Here is a 17,174-nt window from a genome sequence, read left to right as displayed (position 1 = left end):
GGCGCTTTTTTTGATGCCTAACTAAACAATCCCATCGGCTTTAAGCTTGGCGATCATCTCAATGTCATAACCCAAATCAGCAAGCGTGCTATCAGTATGCTCGCTCAACTTCGGTGGCGGTGTACGATAAGTAACGGGTGATGCAGATAACTTGATAGGATTGCCAAGTGCTCTTACCGGACTACCTTGCTCAGTGAAATTAACGACCATCTCGCGTGCCAGTGCTTGCGGCATGGCCAATGCTTCAGCGACATTATGAATCGCTCCGCACGGGATACCTGCTTGATCTAAAACCTCCAACCAATAAGTACGTGGTTGCTCGGCAAACTTCTTGCTCAGCTCATCACACAGCAGCTCGCGGTTGGCAACACGGTTAGGATTGGTCGTAAAGCGATCATCGGTATGCCAATTAACTGCAAGCACATCGCAAAGTTTGGCAAACTGACTGTCATTACCACAGGCTAAGATAAAGTGCTGCTCGCCCTGACCTGCGAATACTTGATAAGGAACGATATTGGGATGCTGATTGCCCAGTCTGGGCGGCACTTTGCCTGATGCCAAATGGTTCATACCCACATTGGCCAGCATCGCAAGCGCACTATCTAAAAGCGCAACGTCTACCTGTTGACCTAACTCCGTAGTCTCACGAGCAATCAAGGCCGCTTGAATGCCAATCGTCAGCTGCAAGCCTGCAAACAAATCGACCACTGCCACGCCGACTTTATGCGGTTCGCCATCACTAGGACCTGTGATACTCATCAGCCCTGACAACCCTTGGATAATATAATCATAACCAGGACGCGCGGCATCTGGCCCTGTCTGACCAAACCCTGTCAATGACGCATAAATCAGGCGCGGATTGTGTTGTTTTAGACTGTCATAATCCAAGCCGTATTTTTTTAGACCGCCCACTTTGAAGTTCTCTACCAAGATATCACTATCAGCGGCCAGTTTCTTAATGATGGCCTGCCCTGCATCAGTAGTGATATCGACCGTGAGTGACTTTTTATTACGGTTAATCGTCGCATAATAAGCAGACGTATCATCGCTAAATGTTGGCGGTGCCCAGTGGCGAGTTTCATCGCCAATATGTGGACGCTCAATCTTGATAACTTCGGCACCAAGATCAGCAAGCACTTGTGTACAAGAAGGCCCTGCCAGCACTCTCGATAAATCGAGCACCTTGATGCCGTGCAATGCGCCTTTTGCCAATTCATTGCTGTTATCGCTATTGCTATCGACAGTCATAATAATCCCTTATTGTGTGGCGTATTTTTGATAATAAAATTGTTATTCATGATGTAATTGCTAAGAAATTACATCATGAACAACAACTAAAAAACGTACGCTACTGTTAATGCCCTTTTTAACAAAAAGCCAAGCTGTCACGTACGTCATAGAATACAGTTGCACCAAACATTTTTAGCTAAAAACGCTTAAAAGAACGCTTGGATACCTGTCTGTGCACGGCCTAGGATAAGCGCATGGATATCATGTGTGCCCTCATAAGTGTTGACCGCTTCCAAGTTCATGACGTGACGAATGACATGAAACTCATCAGAGATACCATTACCGCCATGCATGTCACGCGAAATACGTGCGATATCCAGTGCTTTACCGCAGTTGTTACGCTTAATAAGTGAAATCATCTCAGGTGCGGCATTGTCTTCATCCATTAGGCGACCCACACGTAGCGCGGCTTGTAGACCTAGCGTGATTTCAGTCTGCATATTAGCAAGCTTCAACTGCACGAGCTGTGTTGCCGCGAGCGGACGACCAAACTGCTTACGATCTAACGTGTATTGACGAGCCGCTTTCCAGCAAAATTCTGCCGCACCCATCGCGCCCCATGCGATACCGTAACGCGCTTTATTCAAGCAACCAAACGGTCCTTTTAAGCCACGGATATCTGGGAAGGCATTGGCTTCAGGAACGAATACTCTGTCCATGACAATCTCACCCGTGACAGAGGCACGTAATGAGAACTTGCCTTCGATTTTCGGCGCAGACAAGCCCTTCATGCCTTTGTCTAAAACAAAACCACGAATCTCACCGGCATCATCTTTTGCCCAAACGACAAACACATCAGCGATAGGACTGTTGGTGATCCACATTTTATTGCCTGTCAACTCATAACCGCCATCCACAGCGCGCGCACGTGTCGACATCGATGAAGGATCTGATCCTGAATCAGGCTCAGTCAGACCGAAACAACCGATGTACTCACCTGTGGCAAGCTTAGGCAGATATCTTTCTCTTTGTTCTTCAGTGCCGTATGCATGGATAGGATGCATGACCAAGCTTGACTGTACACTCATCGCTGAACGATAGCCTGAGTCAACGGCTTCAACTTCTTTGGCAATTAAACCGTAAGCGACACTAGACAAGCCAGCACAACCATAACCTTCGATAGTCACGCCAAGTAAGCCCATCTCACCCATTTGACGCATGATATTACGGTCAAAATTCTCATGACGATTGGCTTCAACGATGCCAGGCATCAGTTCTTTTTGAAAGAACTGGCGGGCGCTGTCCGTGACCATGCGCTCTTCGTCAGTAAGCTGATCGCGTAATAAAAACGGATCTTCCCAATCGAAACTTGGACGCGTAGATGTTGCCATGTGGATCTCCTTGATGTCAGTCTTCCTGACCGACGATTAGTAATTAATGAATAAATTAGCTTAATAGTTTATTGACTTACCAATTCCGCTGTGCGAAACTTAGTTTCATAATTTAAAACCATTTAAGCAAAGTTTTACCGCGCTGTAAACCTTTATCAAAAAAAATGAGTATAAAATGACGAAACCCTTATCAACAGCTACTCCGCTACTCGATCGAATGACGACCATTCTTGAACAAAGTAAGGACGATAATGATCGTCAGTTCGTTACGGCACTGGGTCGCGGTCTGTCTTTACTCGCAGCATTTGAACATGATGATCGACTCACCCATCAGCAATTGTGTCAGATGACAGCTCTGCCAAAGGCAACCATCACTCGCCTGATTCACACATTAATAACGCTTGGATTTTTACGCATGACCGAGCACGGACAGTATCAACTAGGCAGTAGTGCTGTACGTCTAAGTGCTACCGCATGGAGTCGCCACGATATAGTCACAGCGGCTGAGCCATTACTGCGGCAGTTCGCTAGTGAGAATGAAGTATCAGTAAACTTGGCAACCGAAGTCGAAGGAGAAATGCGCTATCACGCTTGTTGTCGTAGCCCTGCTCGCTTATCAGTCAATTTGCAAGTTGGCTCAGCAGTGCCGGTCGCCCGTACTGCGATTGGGCGCGCTTTTTATGCGGCTAGCTCGCCAGCGAGACAGGCTGTCATCATGAGTAATCTACAAGAACAGTTATCTACCGAGGATTATAACCATGCACAAACTGCCCTAGCCAGCGCTGCAGCGCACTATGCAGAGCATGGCTATACGATATCAGATGGTGAGTTTTCTACTGATATATTGGCAGTAGCGGTTGGGGTCTTTGATGTTGCGACTGGACAATACGCCTATTCGCTCAATGCCAGTGTGCCAAGTGCCAACTGGGAATCAGAAGAATATGCAGCGATGATTGTGCCAAAATTGCAGGCGTTGGCTGAGCGGATTGGTAGTGGTGTTTAAAAGAGAACAAATGATAAATCTATAGTACGAGCATCTTGGCTTAGTTGATAGGTTTTGTCTTATGAAAGATGCTTCATTTTAACCCATCAAACCTCAGCCCAAACTTCATTAGATACTTACGCAATCTATCGCTATCATTAGGGCTTTTTAGCTTATCGCGTGAGTTGGCATACAGATAGCGCCCCGCCGCCGCTTGGTTTTTGTGGTTAATACAAATCTCAATCACATACGCCAGTTGCACCACATCAAACGGATCAATAGTTGTCAGCATGTCTTCATCGAGATATCTTCTTAAAATATTATGGCTACCCTGCTCAACAGTTTCGCTATCTAAACTAGTATCAGGGTTATTATCGCTTGGGCTATTTTTATTGCCTTTATTGTCATTAATTAAACTATTCGAGCCACTCAAACTGTCAGGCAGCTCCCAAAGATGTGTTAAGCGATCAATCTCCGCTTGCACATCATCATTGCGAATGACTTTACTTTCAGCTAGCGTGGTCAGGCGAATCATACTGGCCGTCAAATCACGAAAGTTCCCTTGCCATGTCGCATCCTGACTCATCGCAAAGCTTTCATAACGCTGCCTTGCCTCTGGGGCAAATCGATAATGCTGCTGCTGTTCACTACCCAAGCGCGCTAGCTCGTAATCGATATTGGCAGGTAAATCTTCCAACCTATCTTTGAGTGATGGCAAAAAGAAAGTCCACGTATTGAGACGCGCAAATAAATCCGCTCGAAACTCACCATTAGCGACCGCTTGCCGCAAGTCTTTATTGGTGCCTGCCATTAGTTGAAACGACACGCTAATCGGTGCATCACTACCGAGCGGATAAAAACGCTGCTCCTCTAGTGCGGTCAATAGCATCGCTTGCTCATCAAGCCCCAGCTCACCGATTTCATCTAAGAATAATAATCCACCATCAGCTGATTTTAGTAGCCCATCACGACTTGTCGCAGCGCCCGTAAATGCGCCTTTGACATGACCGAATAGCACACTCATGGCAGTGTCACCACGCAACGTGGCGCAGTTTACCTCAACAAATTTTTCAAGCGTGTTTTTGCCTTGCGTGCTGTTAGCTTTGGCTTTTTTGAGCGCGTAGATTTGGCCTGCCAGTTGCGACTTTCCTGCCCCTGTTGCGCCCATTAGCAGTATGGGTGCAGTCGAGCGTGTGGCCACCTTTTCGATATCGGAGATGAGCTTTTGATAAGCAGCGTTTTGGGTAACTAGATTAGCTTGCAAGGTTTGCCAATGTTGCTGCTTTTCTGCTTCAAAGCGCGCGCGCAAGCCATCATAGCGTGAGACGTCTAGATCGATTACTTGATAGCGACCTTGCGGATCGGCTTGGTCAGGTCTTGGGCAAGGCGAGGTTTGCATAATATTGGCAGGAATAAAGCCTGCTTCTACCAACAAGAACCAGCAAATCTGTGCCACGTGCGTACCTGTGGTCAAATGCAATAAGTAATCGGTACTATCCTGAAAATCAAACCCTGCGGCAAAATCATACAGCTCAGCATAAACATCGGCAAAATCCCACGGGCTAATCAAAGCCACATGATGACCAATAACGGTAGTGTTCGGACTGACTTTCGCCATGTCATCTTTAATAATTTTAAACAGCCGCTTATCGCGCTTGCTATATAAGATATGCAGCTCATCGACGAGCAACTCATCATGCAGGCCTAAACTGACGGTTGGTCGCCAACGCTGCCAACGCTTGTCATTAAAGCCATTGTCTAAAGTAGTGCCGAGGAAGCCGATGACGGCAGTTTTGTTGTTCGAATCACTGTTCATAATATTACTTATCGCTGATTATCATTAATAAATAGTATATTATTTTCTATCTAGTTAGATATATTTCTATATATTTTTAGCCCATGGTTAAATAAATATTTTTATTCGAAAAAAATACAAAAATTAAACCATTTACTATCAATTACTTATGACTAAATACTGAATATCTTAAAAACTTGGCATGTCCTTAGCATTATATAAAGTAAGAATTATCTTCAATAATAAACAAACTTTGCAACGCTAAGGAATACAACATGCAACCAACCACTCATAACATCATTCAAGACGGTGGAACGCCTATCAGACTTTGGACTAAAGGCGTGCCTGTCGATCCAAAAGCACACGATCAATTGATCAAAGCCTCAAAAATGCCATTTGTATATAAATGGCTTGCGGTGATGCCCGATGTACACGTTGGGATTGGCGCGACTATCGGTACGGTATTGCCAACCAAAGAAGCGATCATTCCGGCTGCCGTTGGTGTCGATATTGGCTGCGGAATGATGGCCGTACAAACCACCCTAACCGCAAACGATTTGCCAGACAGTTTGCTTGGTCTGCGTACGGAGCTTGAAAAAGCCATTCCACATGGTCGTAGTAAAACGCGGGGTCGCGGATCACGCCGTGATGTTGGCGCGTGGGCGAACCCTGACGACACCGTCATGAACAGTTGGGGAACGCTAGTTGATGACTTTAACTATATAACCCAAAAGCATCCTCGCCTAAAAAACACCAATAACCTTAACCATTTGGGTACGCTGGGTACGGGTAACCATTTCGTCGAGGTGTGCCTTGATGAAACCAACCAAGTTTGGATCATGCTGCACTCAGGCTCACGCGGTGTGGGTAATGCCATTGGTCGCTACTTTATTGAGCTGGCACGTGAGGACATGCGCAAGTGGTTTATCAACTTGCCAGATAAAGATTTGGCTTACTTTGCCGAAGGTACAGAGCATTTCGATGATTATTGGTTTGCGGTTGGTTGGGCGCAGCGTTTTGCTTTTAAAAACCGCGAAATCATGATGGAAAAAGCCGTCAAAGCCCTACGCCATATCATACCTAAGCCGTTTGATGCAGCCGTAAAAGCGGTAAACTGTCATCATAACTATGTAGAAAAAGAGCAACATTACGGCGAAGAAGTATTTGTGACCCGTAAAGGTGCGGTACGCGCCCGCGTTGGCGAGTACGGAATTATCCCAGGGTCGATGGGTGCCAAATCATTCATCGTACGCGGTAAAGGAAACGAAGAATCGTTTTGCTCTTGCTCGCATGGCGCAGGTCGTATCATGTCACGTACTGAAGCCAAAAAGGTATTTACGGTCGCCGATCAAATTGCGCAGACTGCGGGCGTAGAATGTCGAAAAGACGCGGATGTAATTGATGAGATTCCAGCGGCTTATAAGAACATCGATGACGTTATGAAAGCGCAAAGTGATTTGGTAGAGATCGTCCATACTTTGCGGCAAGTGGTTTGTGTTAAGGGTTGAGACAAAACAATGTATAGTAAAGTAAAAAACCAGAACATGTATCTTCAGATTAAATAATAAAAGGTAAATATAATGAGCGAATCTTGGCAGTGCCCTTTTTGTAGTAATTTCTCTACTGTAACCAGTCAGAATATCTCTTCAAGTGATTTCGAGTTCGATAATGAAAATAAGTTTGGTAAATTAAGACTGAAAACTAAATCTATTACTTGTCCAAATCCCAATTGCAGAGAATTTGTATTAGAGACATCTTTATTTGAAACGATGCCTAGTAGCTTCACCAGTTATGCCTATGATGGAAACTTACTTAATACATGGCAATTACGTCCACAATCTGCTGCAAAACCTTTGCCTAGCTATATTCCTATAGCTATAAAGGCAGACTACGAAGAGGCATGTTTAATTTTAAATTTAAGCCCTAAAGCTTCCGCAACATTGGCTCGACGATGTTTACAAGGAATGATAAGAGATTTTTGGAATGTAAAGCCTCAGAACCTTTTTCAAGAAATTGAGTCTATCAAAGACAAAGTTGAGCCCGATACTTGGGCAGCTATTGATGTCGTGAGAAAAGTTGGAAATATCGGCGCTCATATGGAAAAAGATATTAACCAGATTGTTGAGGTAGACGAAAACGAAGCAGGTTTGCTAATTGGTTTGATAGAAATGCTCATAGAAGAATGGTATATCATTCGATATGAACGCCAACAGCGTTTAGCTCAAATCAAGCAATTAGGACAGGATAAAGACGTACAGCGAAAAATGAAAAGTAATCTCGTTACTCCAAACTAATAGAAAGCTTGAAAGAGATAACAGAGGTTAAACATTTTAACCTCTTAAGGAAAACCAAAATGAAACTCGCAGAATCCCTACTGATCCGTAGCGATATGCAAAAGAAGTTGGCTCAGCTTCAAGGCCGTATCAACGCCAATATCAAAGTACAAGAAGGCGATACGCCATCTGAAGATCCAAACAAGCTGATGGTTGACGCTCCGTACTTATCACAAATCACTATTTAGACCTTATCACCAAATATTGAAGGTCAATTTCAGTTTTATTTTAAATTTATCAAGACAACTTTTATGCTAACAAAAACCAAACCGCTAAAAATCGACGGCAGCACAGGCGAAGGTGGCGGGCAAATCATTCGCACGGCACTGTCTCTATCCATGCTCACAGGCACACCAATCGAGATCACCAATATTCGCGCTGGGCGAGCCAAATCAGGATTGATGCGTCAACACCTGATGTGCGTGCAAGCCTCGCAGCAAATATCAAATGCCAGCGTGACAGGTGCAGTTTTGGGCAGTATGGCGTTCACCTTTACGCCAAGCACAGTGAAATCGGGCGATTATAATTTTGATATTGGCTCAGCAGGCAGCACCAGTCTTGTGCTACAAACGCTTTTACCCGCCCTGCTTTTTGCCAATACTGGTTCAGCATCACCATCTACCGTGACTATCAAAGGCGGCACGCACAATCCACTCGCGCCAACCACGGACTTCCTACAGCAAGCGTTCGTCCCTACATTAGCGAAATTGGGTATGCACGTGGGTATCGAATGCGTGCAAGCAGGCTTTGCGCCTATTGGTGGTGGCATGATTAAAGCGACGATAACGCCATTTATGCGCCGTGCGAATACGCCACCCTTACAGCTAACCAAGCGTGGAGAGCTTATCGGTATAGAGCTGGTCGCGAGCGTGCTCAATCTAGAGTACGACATTTGCAAACGTGAGCTTGCCAGCACAAAAGCATCATTGGTCGAATCGGGAATTGATGAAACGCTGATAACCACTCATAGTCATAAATTGCAAGGTATAGGTGAAGGCAATAGCTGCTATGCACAAGTCACTCATGAGGTTTCTGACACCCAAAATCATAAAGAATATCACTCCGAGGTGTTTACTTTATTAGGAGAGAAACGCAGCTCGGCGGAAAAGATAGGTTGTCGTTTATCAGGCTTAGTCAAACGTTATGTATTTAACACCGACTCACTGGTCGATGAATACTTAACCGATCAATTACTCTTACCGTTGGCGTTAGCAGGCGGTGGCGAGTTTACCGCGCGTGTCGTTAGTAAGCACGCTGAAACCCAAGCATGGCTCATTCAGCAATTTTTGCCCGTTGAGATTCAGCTTAAAGTGATCGATGAGCAGAAAACTTTGGTACAAGTTGTCTGTTAAAATCACGCCACTAGCAACATCAACAGTAGCACTCTGTTACCCAATTACTGCTATGCAGTGATATCATATGTGTATGATGTAGGCGATAAATCTGAGCGCTTTGTCAGTGTCTAACAATAATGGTCATAAGGGGGTGGTTTTTTCCCTACTCTCTCTTTAAATCATTGTCACCTTTTTAATATTTATGTATTACTGTTGAGTGTAGCCATGCCCCAATCTCGTACCAATCTAAATCCTGAACCTAAAACCAACTCTCCGTATTTGGTCGGCTTATTGCTGCGTTATAGCACCTTTGGCGCTGCCATCTTAATATTTTTAGCAGGTCTACTATTGCTAAATTGGTGGTTAATTATTCTCGGTGGGTTTGGGGTATGCTTGGGAATTTATGACGTCATACAATCAAAGCATTCTATTTTGAAAAACTATCCCGTTGCCGGACATATTCGTTATGTGCTTGAAGATTTTCGTCCTGAAATTCGTCAATATTTACTAGAAAATGACAAAGAGCAAGTACCGTTTTCACGCCAGCAGCGGGCGCTAATCTACCAACGTGCTAAGAATGTCAGTGACACCAATGCCTTTGGTACGCTAGATAATTTATACACCAATGGTAAAGAATGGTTTTTACAATCAGCGATTAGCCAACCTCTAGAAAACAAAGATTTTCGTATTATGGTTGGCGGTGAGCGTTGTCAACAGCCGCATGATATGTCGGTATTTAATATCTCGGCGATGAGCTTTGGCAGCTTATCGGCTAACGCGATTATGGCGCTCAATCAAGGCGCAAAAATGGGCGGCTTTACTCATGATACGGGTGAAGGAGCTATCAGCCCTTATCATCGTAAGTTCGGTGGTGATTTGATTTGGGAGCTAGGTACAGGATATTTTGGTTGCCGTGATGATAGTGGCAATTTTGACCCGCATTCTTTTGCCGAAAAAGCGGTTGATCCACAAGTAAAAATGATTGAAATCAAATTATCTCAAGGGGCAAAACCTGGTAAAGGTGGCGTGCTACCCGCGGAGAAAATCACCCAAGAAATCGCTGATACTCGTCAAGTACCGACAGGTCAAGATTGTGTGTCGCCCTCATCGCATACCGCCTTTAGCACCCCGCGAGAATTGGTGGCTTTTTGGCAACAACTGCGTGAGTTGTCAGGCGGCAAACCTGTGGGCTTCAAACTTTGTGTTGGTCAGCCTTGGCAGTTTATGGCCATTGTGAAAGCCATGATTGAAACCGATAACTACCCTGATTTCATCGTCATCGATGGCGCAGAAGGCGGTACTGGCGCGGCTCCTGTCGAATTCATGGACAATGTCGGCATGCCAATGGTTGAAGGATTTTTATTAATACACAATACTTTAGTCGGCGCAGGCATTCGCGATAAAATCAAACTTGGCGTGAGCGGTAAAATCGTTTCTGGTTTCGATATTGCCCGTATGATTGCCTTGGGTGCAGACTGGTGTAATTCAGCGCGCGGCTTTATGTTTGCCGTTGGCTGTATTCAATCACGTTCGTGCCATACCAACACTTGCCCGACTGGCGTTGCCACCCAAGACCCGTATCGTCAAAAAGCGCTGGATGTACCAAGCAAAGCTGAGCGCGTCGCAAGCTTCCATAAAAACACCCTAAAATCTCTAGCCAGTATCGTCGGTGCGGTCGGCTTGCAACACCCAAGCCAATTACAACCGTATCATATCGCGCGTCGTCTCGATGATGGGCAGATAAAACTATTATCGAAGTTCTTTTATTTTACAGATAAGGGAGCGCTACTCAATAATAGCGCCCGTGCAGATGTGTTTAATCAGATGTGGGTCATGGCGAACCCAGATAGCTTTTTAGCCAATGATGACGCCCTCATTGCTTATAATAAAGACTCAAGGGATAAAGGTAGAGAAACCACCACATCAGTGGAACAGAACCTTGGTAACTTTGCGAGTATCACTGGCGGTGGGCAGTTAATCGGCAACGTCAACAATACTTTTCGCGATGTTCCACTTAACAATGATTGAGATTTAGCGATCAAAAATCCGTGAGCCCTGACTATTTATATCTCACTCCATACTATAAAAGATATATCATTGATGCCAAATTTCGCTCTTCCCTTACCTTTAGGAGCAGTCGCCCTACTCTTGCTAAGTGTCAGTGCCTGCCAACCGATAAGCACTGATGCTGCTGACAGCGAGATACAAAAATGGTCGTGCCAGACTCAGGATGTACCATTTTCCTATAGTCTTTGTAGCATTGATGCTGAAGCTTTGACGGATGAACGTTATTCATTGAAATTGTTTTGGCAGCAGCCTGATAGTACGAAATCGTTGCTCACCTTTGAGACGTTATTAGCCACATTGCCCTCCAATCAATCGCTGAGCTTTGCCATGAATGCTGGCATGTACAATGAGAACTATGCACCGATTGGCTATACCATCATTGACGGCGAAGAGATCAAATCGCTAAATCTCAAAGAAGGCGGTGGCAATTTCCATTTATTGCCCAATGGTGTGCTGTGGTGGGATAAATTGGGCAACGTGCAAATTACGGAAAGCAACGCCTTAAACGAGCAGCTTAACAGCGGCGAAGCGAAGCCTTGGTACGCCACCCAATCAGGTCCTATGTTGGTTATCAATAACGAGATACATCCACAGTTTAATCCTGACAGCACCTCACTCAAGATTCGTAATGGCGCAGGTGTTTGCGATGACGGCCACATAAAATTTGTCAATAGCGATGAGCCAGTGACATTTTATCAATTTGCATCGTTGTTTAAGGATGACTTAAACTGTCCGAATGCTCTGTTTTTAGATGGCGGGATTGCGTCGGCATTATATGCGCCCAGCATTGATAAGCATGATAAAAAAGAGATGGGTGTGATGGTTGGATTGGTTGAAAATAAAGATTAGGCGATGTATCCATTTTTAAAATAGTGATAAAAATAAGATAAATTGCACTGAATAAAAAGCACTTGAGACGACTTTGTCATCCAAGTGCTTTTTTATTATTAGCAACAGTTAATGGCTAACAATAGCTAAAATTAACCGCCCAAACTCATCTTGGGACCAAACGGTTCATAATGAACGCTATCAACACCGTGATCTAGCGTCACTAGCCCATCGATCATGCTTTCCATAAATGGCATCGAGCCACAGACATAAATATCAGCAGGCTTAGGTAATTGAGCAAGCCACGCTTCATCTAATAGTTGTCCAGACTCAAAATAGAAAATATGCTTCTCTACAGTCTCAGCCTTTTCTAACAGCGTCTCCACTTCAGTATTGAAAGCGTGATGCGCATCATTTTGGCAAGCATAAACCCAGATAATAGGTCGTTTTGGATTGGCTAATACTTGTGCTTCCAACATAGATAGCACAGGGGTTACACCAACACCCGCACTCATCAATACTAGCGGAATCTCATTTTGCTGTACCAAGTCTTGATTGAGCGCAAAGTCACCTGCTGGTGCCGATAATAAAACCGTGTCACCTACTTCTAATTGGTCGTGCATATAGTTAGAAACCAAACCATGATGCTCATTGCGATTGTCGCGTCTGACCGCAAACTGAATGCCTGCATCGGTACTAGCAGAGTACAAAGAGTAATGACGTAGCGCAACATGGTCACTGTCTTTTGGATCTGTTTTCACTGTGATGTACTGACCTGCGGTTAAAGTCAATTTGCTCAGGTCAATCTGTTGATGACTTTCTGCATTATCTTTGGCTGGTACAACTGTAAAAGCCGCAATATCCGTAGCAGCTGCTACCTTTTTAGTCACTACAAAAGGCGCAAAACCCTGCCACATCGCCTCCTCATACATGCCATGTTCAATCTGGATAAATACTGAGGCAATCTCATCATAAGCTTCAGTCCAAGCATTGATAATATCGTCATTGGCAGCCTCGCCCAACACTTCCTTGATTGCACCGATTAAATGCTTACCAACGATAGGATAATGCTCAGGCAAAATCTGTAGAGCACGATGCTTATGGCTGATTTGCGTGACCTGTGGCAATAACGTCGCCAATTTATCCAAGTGCTTAGCAGCGGCTAACACGGTCGTTGCCAGAGCCGTCTGTTGACGACCCAATTTTTGATTGGTTTCGTTAAAGATGTCCAACAGCTCAGGATGCTCCTCAAACATATTTTTATAAAACACCGTGGTGATTGCCGTTCCATGCTCTTCAAGGACGGGAACAGTTGCGGTGACGATTTCTAAAGTCTTTGGTGAAGCCATACTGTCTCTCTTATTAATACCAATTCCAAAATATCTGAGGAGCACCGTCAAACTCGTTTAGTCTACTGAATGTAGTACTTACACGCGCTTTTTTGCTACTAAAATGGTTGAAAATGGCATAAGTTCATTACATTGATTAGTTGATTAACATATGAAAAATGAAGTGCTTAAATAAGCAACGACGACTGATTTTTACAAACGATTATCAAATTCTTGTCATCAAATTTTTCGCCGAACCAGTCAAAACGCTTCTATAAGATTCATTTAAAATGAATGTTATCATATTTTGCTGCTTATACCAATGCCGTGTGACTGCAAAACTGATTATTTTCGACAAAAAAGCAGCCGCTATGCTGTCATAACGGCTGCTTTTTTCAAAAATAGAGGGATTAACAGGTTTTTTAAGTTAGGGCGTATCTTTATCCACACGTCAAAATTAACGCGCTAGATAATTGGTCATCTCTTCTACCCCATGTAAGGTCATCGGATACATTTTATTGTCGAATAGTTTCTTAATTTCAACGATGGTTTGGGTATATTGCCAGTATGTTGGATCCTCAGGGTTGAGCCAAGCGACTTTATCAAAATGCGCGAGCACCCGCTTGAGCCAAACAATACCCGCCTCATTGTTCATATATTCAACGCTGCCACCAACTGTCATCAGCTCATATGGTGACATTGACGCATCGCCGACGAAGATAACGCGATATTCACGACCGTATTTATTGAGCAGCTCAAAGGTAGGCATCGGTGCACTATGGCGACGGTTATTATCCTTCCAAACATAGTCATAAAGACAGTTATGAAAGTAAAAAAACTCTAAGGTTTTAAATTCATTTCTAGCCGCTGAAAATAGCTTTTCTAAGGCTTCAACATGGACATCCATACTGCCACCCACATCGAACAGCATCAATACTTTGACGCGATTACGGCGTTCAGCTTGCATATGGATATCGAGCACGCCTTTTTTTGCGGTGCGTTTAATAGTCTCATGAATGTCTAGCTCATCGGCGCTACCGGTACGGGCAAACTGGCGCAAGTTTCGTAGTGCCATTTGAATTTGACGGGTACCAAGCTGACTGTCATCATCAAGGTTGCGGTATTTACGCTGCTCCCAGACTTTAGCGGCGCTACGTTTACGCGATTCACCGCCAACGCGCACGCCTTCTGGATGATCACCATAAGCGCCAAATGGCGATGTACCGCCTGTACCAACCCACTTACTACCGCCTTGATGACGCTCTTTTTGCTCTTTGAGACGCTCTTCAAGCGCTTTCATCAGCTCCTCTAATGAGCCGTATTTTTTCAGCAAGCGCCGCTGCTCTTCGGTCAAATTCTTTGGATCAAGCTTTAAATCGAGCCATTCTTTAGGAATGTCCGTCAATTTAGCCAATAGCTCATCCATATCTAGACTGTCGACGCCTTCAAAATAATCTGCCATTGCTCGATCGAATTTATCAAAATGGCGCTCGTCTTTGACCATACAAAGCCGAATCAGCCGGTACATATCCTCACGACTGGCAAAGGTAGACAACTCTGGATTTTCAGGATGCGGCTGCATCATCAGCCCTTGATCTAATGCGGCATTTAGGTCAAGCAGCTCACGCGTACTGACTGGCACACCATAAGTACGTAAGGTATAGAACAATTTGATAAACATAAGAGTCGCATCGCTTATTGGCTGATATGGTGACGAGTGAAGCCATTTTATTAGGGCGTGTCGTCATTTTGAAAATAGTCTGTTGCTTAACGACGCATGATATTAGCAAAGCGTTGCAACAAGCTCACATCGGCTTCATTTTTGAGCAGCGCGCCATATAATGGTGGAATAGACTTCTCACCGCGCAAGTTTTCTTCTAGCTCTGCTTGCGCCATATCATCAGCCAGTAGTAACGTTAACCAATCGACCAATTCTGAGGTTGATGGCGGCTTTTTAAGCCCTTGGACATTACGCAGCTTATAAAAGATATCCAGCGCATCATTGACCAGCTTTTCTTGGATATTAGGGAAATGCACGTCAATGATTTGACGCATAGTTTCTTCTTCTGGGAAGTCAATATAATGGAAGAAGCAACGACGCAAGAAAGCATCGGGCAACTCTTTTTCATTGTTTGAGGTGATAATAACCACAGGACGCTGTGCAGCAGTGATGGTCTCGCCTGTCTCATAGACATAAAAAGACATTTTATCAAGCTCATGTAGCAAGTCATTTGGGAACTCGATATCGGCTTTATCAATTTCATCAATTAATAATACACTGCGCTCGTTACTGGTAAATGCCTCCCATAGCTTACCGGGCTTGATATAGTTGCCAATCTCATAAACCTTATCATCACCCAGTTGCGAGTCACGCAAGCGCGATACGGCATCGTACTCATACAACCCTTGCTCGGCTTTGGTGGTTGACTTGATGTGCCACGTAATCAGCGGCATCCCTAAGCTTTCAGCGACCTCCTCCGCCAATAATGTCTTACCGGTGCCCGGCTCGCCTTTAATCAATAATGGTTTTTGTAGCGTCATCGCTGCATTGACTGCCAATTGCAAATCATCAGTGGCAATATAGTTTTGCGTACCAGTAAAGCTTTTTTTCGTTTTATCAGTCGTGGTCATAATCAAGTCTCAGTTATTGTTATAGATTAGGGCTGTCAAGAGCCAGAAAAGGCTTAGAGGCAATTGATGGCAAATAAATAATCATTTAGATTAGCACAGCATGATTGATTGCCAAAATACTCATGCGTTCGCAGTTGTTGAAAAATAATAGATGCCTTGAACGCCTATTGACGGTTGGTCGGCACAGTTATAAAACGTTTTTTCATAAAAAAAGACACGCATGGTGTCTTTTTTTATGGTGCTTTTCATTCACAGTATTTTTATTGATAGCGTCTTTTATGTAGCTACCATAAATCCAAAGCACAGAGCCAATCATCGCTAGCAAAAATTTAATATCACTTTACTGACGTCACTTTACTGATGGCACTTTATTGATGTTGCTTTACTACTTATCGAGCTTTTCCATATTAGGATTTTTAGCTAAACTGCTGTCTTTTTTTAAGCTAACGTCTGCTTTAGGGTTAGCCGCTAAAGGCGTTTTATTAGACGGTTCAGCAACAGTGGCTTGATCGGTTAAAGTCGTGCCTTCTGTCAAATAATTGCCAGTCGTCAGCTGCATGGTCGCTTGTGTATCTTCTGCAGTACGACTGCGCGCTTTGTCTAGACTTGACTCAAAAGCACCGCGAATAAGCTGCCAAACGAAGCCCACAAACAAGCCGACCACTAACACCACGAGTATCGGCAGCATATTGGTAATCGCGCCAGCCGTGTCCTTCATCATAATCGCATAAACCACGGCGATACTAGCGGGGGCAATTACACTTGGATCGCCAAGGGCAGTACCTGGTGCCAATAACACAGCAAACAATATCATCCAACTCATACCGCCCAACGGCCGCGGCAGCATACGAGCGACCAGCAACCACAATACCAACACAATAACGACACCACCCAGATACGCGTACATCGGTAAGTCTGCGGGTGGCACGTCTTTTACCAGCTGTCCCCACCAAATAGCAATTTCGCCGAGAATATCACTAATGGCTTCCAGCGGTAAGCTGTTTATAATACCTTTTAACCAGTCCATGCGTGTGTAGTTACCTGCGTTTATAAATTGTGCAGCGCGTTTACGCGCTTAACGATAGACAGTGTGCTATTTCAACGAACCATAATATCGAATATATTATCGCCAAAAGCCCTTAAGACATAAGCACTTGAAACATGACCTTTTGCCTCGCCACGTATTTTTTGTCTTGTCACTCATATAGCCTGCTAGTTTATCACGACTTTCTACCAAAATGCATGAGCGCAAATG

14 protein-coding genes are annotated in these 17,174 nt (G+C 44.4%); 7 read left to right on the top strand and 7 right to left on the bottom strand.

Going from position 1 to position 17,174, the window contains the following annotated elements; translation table 11 throughout:
• Nucleotides 1-21 precede the first annotated feature (21 nt).
• Together B2575_RS08960 and B2575_RS08955 are read right to left on the bottom strand one after the other, a co-directional pair.
• Nucleotides 22-1,248 carry a CaiB/BaiF CoA transferase family protein gene (locus B2575_RS08960; RefSeq protein WP_296241440.1) on the bottom strand — a complete coding sequence of 409 codons (1,227 nt, stop codon included), beginning with the start codon at nucleotides 1,246-1,248 and terminating at the stop codon, nucleotides 22-24.
• Nucleotides 1,249-1,436: 188 nt separating this feature from the next.
• A complete protein-coding gene (locus B2575_RS08955; protein WP_109590857.1) occupies nucleotides 1,437-2,621 on the bottom strand; it encodes an acyl-CoA dehydrogenase in 1,185 nt (394 codons plus the stop codon).
• 175 nt (nucleotides 2,622-2,796) lie between these two features.
• Between B2575_RS08955 and B2575_RS08950 the strand changes: the two genes are divergently transcribed.
• Entirely contained in the window at nucleotides 2,797-3,624 is an 828-nt protein-coding gene (locus tag B2575_RS08950) for an IclR family transcriptional regulator (RefSeq protein ID WP_109590859.1), read from the top strand.
• A 73-nt stretch (nucleotides 3,625-3,697) separates the two neighbouring features.
• On the opposite strand, the gene rtcR is transcribed toward B2575_RS08950, so the two are convergent.
• A complete protein-coding gene (gene rtcR / locus B2575_RS08945) occupies nucleotides 3,698-5,419 on the bottom strand; it encodes an RNA repair transcriptional activator RtcR (protein WP_296241435.1) in 1,722 nt (573 codons plus the stop codon).
• A gap of 254 nt (nucleotides 5,420-5,673) precedes the next feature.
• On the opposite strand from rtcR, the gene B2575_RS08940 reads away from it, so the two are divergent.
• From B2575_RS08940 to B2575_RS08915, 6 genes are all read left to right on the top strand, one after another.
• The gene (locus B2575_RS08940; RefSeq protein WP_296241433.1) at nucleotides 5,674-6,906 is read left to right on the top strand and encodes an RtcB family protein; all 1,233 of its coding nucleotides are present in this window, start codon (nucleotides 5,674-5,676) and stop codon (nucleotides 6,904-6,906) included.
• A 72-nt stretch (nucleotides 6,907-6,978) separates the two neighbouring features.
• Nucleotides 6,979-7,692, top strand: coding sequence for a DUF4145 domain-containing protein (locus B2575_RS08935; RefSeq protein ID WP_296241430.1), 714 nt, complete (start codon nucleotides 6,979-6,981; stop codon nucleotides 7,690-7,692).
• Nucleotides 7,693-7,751: 59 nt separating this feature from the next.
• The gene (locus tag B2575_RS08930; protein WP_414707429.1) at nucleotides 7,752-7,919 is read left to right on the top strand and encodes a hypothetical protein; all 168 of its coding nucleotides are present in this window, start codon (nucleotides 7,752-7,754) and stop codon (nucleotides 7,917-7,919) included.
• Between the two features lie 63 nt (nucleotides 7,920-7,982).
• Complete coding sequence (rtcA, locus tag B2575_RS08925; RefSeq protein ID WP_296241428.1) at nucleotides 7,983-9,083, top strand: RNA 3'-terminal phosphate cyclase; 1,101 nt, start codon at nucleotides 7,983-7,985, stop codon at nucleotides 9,081-9,083.
• A gap of 207 nt (nucleotides 9,084-9,290) precedes the next feature.
• A complete protein-coding gene (locus B2575_RS08920) occupies nucleotides 9,291-11,093 on the top strand; it encodes an FMN-binding glutamate synthase family protein (RefSeq protein WP_296241426.1) in 1,803 nt (600 codons plus the stop codon).
• Between the two features lie 72 nt (nucleotides 11,094-11,165).
• Nucleotides 11,166-11,981 carry a phosphodiester glycosidase family protein gene (locus B2575_RS08915; protein ID WP_296241424.1) on the top strand — a complete coding sequence of 272 codons (816 nt, stop codon included), beginning with the start codon at nucleotides 11,166-11,168 and terminating at the stop codon, nucleotides 11,979-11,981.
• 131 nt (nucleotides 11,982-12,112) lie between these two features.
• Here B2575_RS08915 and B2575_RS08910 read toward each other — a convergent pair whose 3' ends face one another.
• The 4 genes from B2575_RS08910 to B2575_RS08895 form a co-directional block, all read right to left on the bottom strand.
• Nucleotides 12,113-13,309 (bottom strand): globin domain-containing protein, encoded by a 1,197-nt coding sequence (locus tag B2575_RS08910; RefSeq protein ID WP_296241422.1) that lies wholly within the window; start codon nucleotides 13,307-13,309, stop codon nucleotides 12,113-12,115.
• A 436-nt stretch (nucleotides 13,310-13,745) separates the two neighbouring features.
• Nucleotides 13,746-14,969, bottom strand: coding sequence for a vWA domain-containing protein (locus tag B2575_RS08905; protein ID WP_296241419.1), 1,224 nt, complete (start codon nucleotides 14,967-14,969; stop codon nucleotides 13,746-13,748).
• An 86-nt stretch (nucleotides 14,970-15,055) separates the two neighbouring features.
• Entirely contained in the window at nucleotides 15,056-15,919 is an 864-nt protein-coding gene (locus tag B2575_RS08900; protein ID WP_270896942.1) for an AAA family ATPase, read from the bottom strand.
• Nucleotides 15,920-16,304: 385 nt separating this feature from the next.
• Nucleotides 16,305-16,946, bottom strand: a complete 642-nt coding sequence (locus tag B2575_RS08895) for a hypothetical protein (protein ID WP_201581610.1) — start codon at nucleotides 16,944-16,946, stop codon at nucleotides 16,305-16,307.
• Between the last annotated feature and the right edge of the window lie 228 nt (nucleotides 16,947-17,174).

The sequence above is a fragment of the Psychrobacter sp. UBA6739 genome, assembly GCF_002453835.1.
In the GTDB taxonomy this organism is placed as follows: Bacteria; Pseudomonadota; Gammaproteobacteria; order Pseudomonadales; family Moraxellaceae; genus Psychrobacter; species Psychrobacter immobilis_A.
Note: the sequence above shows the minus strand (reverse complement) of the source record. Positions and strands in the feature narration are given on the sequence as shown.